The 3,402-nt window shown below is 51.3% G+C and carries 2 rRNA genes; both read right to left on the bottom strand.

The annotated features are described in order from the left end of the window. Window positions 1–30: 30 nt before the first annotated feature. Window positions 31–146 (bottom strand): 5S ribosomal RNA (gene rrf / locus MIB40_RS19195). Between the two features lie 150 nt (window positions 147–296). Then, window positions 297–3,185: ribosomal RNA gene (locus tag MIB40_RS19190) — 23S ribosomal RNA — on the bottom strand. Window positions 3,186–3,402: the final 217 nt, after the last annotated feature.

Here is a 3,402-nt window from a genome sequence, read left to right as displayed (position 1 = left end):
CTGAATCCAGATCGGGGTTTTACAATAAAAGCCTGACGATGACCTACTCTCACATGAGGAAACCCCACACTACCATCGGCGCTAAGAGGTTTCACTTCTGAGTTCGGGATGGGATCAGGTGGGACACTCTCGCTATGGTCGTCAAGCATAACCGGCTGGATAAACAGATCGTCTTTCTCTCTGCTTACCCTGAAACTGTGACAGCGGCTGAATCTGGATCAATCAATCCATCTTTCGCAATTCGCGAACTTACTTCGTCTATGATCACCACACAACCCAAATCACTTTGGCGTTATATGGTCAAGCCTCACGAGCAATTAGTACTGGTTAGCTCAACGCCTCACAGCGCTTACACACCCAGCCTATCAACGTCGTAGTCTTCAACGGCTCTACAGGGCCCTCAAGGGGCCAGTGAGATCTCATCTTGAAGGGGGCTTCCCGCTTAGATGCTTTCAGCGGTTATCCTGTCCGAACGTAGCTACCGGGCAATGCGTCTGGCGACACAACCCGAACACCAGAGGTTCGTCCACTCCGGTCCTCTCGTACTAGGAGCAGCTCTTCTCAAATCTCAAACGTCCACGGCAGATAGGGACCGAACTGTCTCACGACGTTCTAAACCCAGCTCGCGTACCACTTTAAATGGCGAACAGCCATACCCTTGGGACCGGCTTCAGCCCCAGGATGTGATGAGCCGACATCGAGGTGCCAAACACCGCCGTCGATGTGAACTCTTGGGCGGTATCAGCCTGTTATCCCCGGAGTACCTTTTATCCGTTGAGCGATGGCCCTTCCATACAGAACCACCGGATCACTAAGACCTACTTTCGTACCTGCTCGACTTGTCAGTCTCGCAGTCAAGCGCGCTTGTGCCTTTACACTAACCGTACGATGTCCGACCGTACTTAGCGCACCTTCGTGCTCCTCCGTTACTCTTTGGGAGGAGACCGCCCCAGTCAAACTACCCACCACACACTGTCCTCGATCCGGATAACGGACCAGAGTTAGAACCTCAAACATACCAGGGTGGTATTTCAAGGATGGCTCCACGATAACTGGCGTTACCGCTTCAAAGCCTCCCACCTATCCTACACAAATAGGTTCAAAGTCCAGTGTGAAGCTATAGTAAAGGTTCACGGGGTCTTTCCGTCTAGCCGCGGATACACTGCATCTTAACAGCGATTTCAATTTCACTGAGTCTCGGGTGGAGACAGCTTGGCCATCGTTACGCCATTCGTGCAGGTCGGAACTTACCCGACAAGGAATTTCGCTACCTTAGGACCGTTATAGTTACGGCCGCCGTTTACCGGGGCTTCGATCAAGAGCTTCGCCTAAGCTAACCCCATCAATTAACCTTCCGGCACCGGGCAGGCGTCACACCGTATACGTCCACTTTCGTGTTTGCACAGTGCTGTGTTTTTAATAAACAGTCGCAGCCAACTGGTATCTTCGACCGGCCTCAGCTTAGGGAGCAAGTCCCATCACCAAAACCGGCGCACCTTCTCCCGAAGTTACGGTGCCATTTTGCCTAGTTCCTTCACCCGAGTTCTCTCAAGCGCCTTGGTATTCTCTACCTGACCACCTGTGTCGGTTTGGGGTACGGTTCGTATCTACCTGAAGCTTAGAAGTTTTTCCTGGAAGTATGGCATCAACCACTTCATGATCTAAAAGATCACTCGTCATCAGTTCTCAGCCTTAAGGACCCGGATTTACCTAAGCCCTCAGCCTACAACCTTAAACAGGGACAACCAACGCCCTGATGGCCTAGCCTTCTCCGTCACTCCATCGCAGTAAATACAAGTACGGGAATATTGACCCGTTTCCCATCGACTACGGCTTTCGCCCTCGCCTTAGGGGCCGACTCACCCTGCGCCGATTAGCGTTGCGCAGGAACCCTTGGTCTTCCGGCGGGGGAGTTTCTCACTCCCCTTATCGTTACTCATGTCAGCATTCGCACTTCTGATACCTCCAGCAAACCTCTCGATTCACCTTCAACGGCTTACAGAACGCTCCTCTACCATGCGTGTAAACACGCATCCGCAGCTTCGGTTATCAGTTTGAGCCCCGTTACATCTTCCGCGCGGGCCGACTCGACTAGTGAGCTATTACGCTTTCTTTAAAGGATGGCTGCTTCTAAGCCAACCTCCTAGCTGTCTGAGCCTTCCCACATCGTTTCCCACTTAACTGATATTTGGGACCTTAGCTGGCGGTCTGGGTTGTTTCCCTCTTGACGACGGACGTTAGCACCCGCCGTCTGTCTCCCATGATTGCACTCACCGGTATTCGGAGTTTGCATCGGGTTGGTAAGTCGGGATGACCCCCTAGCCGAAACAGTGCTCTACCCCCGGTGGTGATACATGAGGCGCTACCTAAATAGCTTTCGAGGAGAACCAGCTATCTCCGGGCTTGATTAGCCTTTCACTCCGATCCACAGCTCATCCCCTGGCTTTTCAACGACAGTGGGTTCGGGCCTCCAGTTGATGTTACTCAACCTTCACCCTGGCCATGGATAGATCGCCCGGTTTCGGGTCTAATCCCAGCGACTCGACGCCCTATTAAGACTCGGTTTCCCTACGCCTCCCCTATTCGGTTAAGCTTGCCACTGAAATTAAGTCGCTGACCCATTATACAAAAGGTACGCAGTCACACCCGAAGGTGCTCCCACTGCTTGTACGCATACGGTTTCAGGTTCTATTTCACTCCCCTCAACGGGGTTCTTTTCGCCTTTCCCTCACGGTACTGGTTCACTATCGGTCAGTTGGGAGTATTTAGCCTTGGAGGATGGTCCCCCCATATTCAGTCAAAGTTTCACGTGCTCCGACCTACTCGATTTCACTTCAAAAGATTTTTCGTATACGGGGCTATCACCCACTACGGCCGCACTTTCCAGAGCGTTCTACTAAATCTTAAGAAGCTTAAGGGCTAATCCGCGTTCGCTCGCCGCTACTGACGGAATCTCGGTTGATTTCTTTTCCTCCGGGTACTTAGATGTTTCAGTTCCCCGGGTTCGCCTCCTTAACCTATGTATTCAGTTAAGGATACCTGGCTTATGCCAAGTGGGTTTCCCCATTCAGAGATCTCCGGATCAAAGGTCATTTGCCACCTCCCCGAAGCTTTTCGCAGGCTATCACGTCTTTCATCGCCTCCAACTGCCAAGGCATCCACCGTATGCGCTTAATCACTTGACCATATAACCCAAAATCATCTGAGCTACACGAGTGATCATATTAACGACATTCGCCGAATTACTTGAGATTTCTCAATTAATCCTCAGCATCTACTTTCCATTGCACAAAGAGCTAAGCGCAACTTCCAGTAGACATTTTTTACTACTATCACAGTTTCATATTGTTAAAGAACGTGGACACACAGTCCGCTGGCCAAAGACCAGAAAACAATCCTCGA

Source organism: Aestuariirhabdus haliotis, from assembly GCF_023509475.1.
Taxonomy (GTDB): Bacteria; Pseudomonadota; Gammaproteobacteria; order Pseudomonadales; family Aestuariirhabdaceae; genus Aestuariirhabdus; species Aestuariirhabdus haliotis.
Note: the sequence above shows the minus strand (reverse complement) of the source record. Positions and strands in the feature narration are given on the sequence as shown.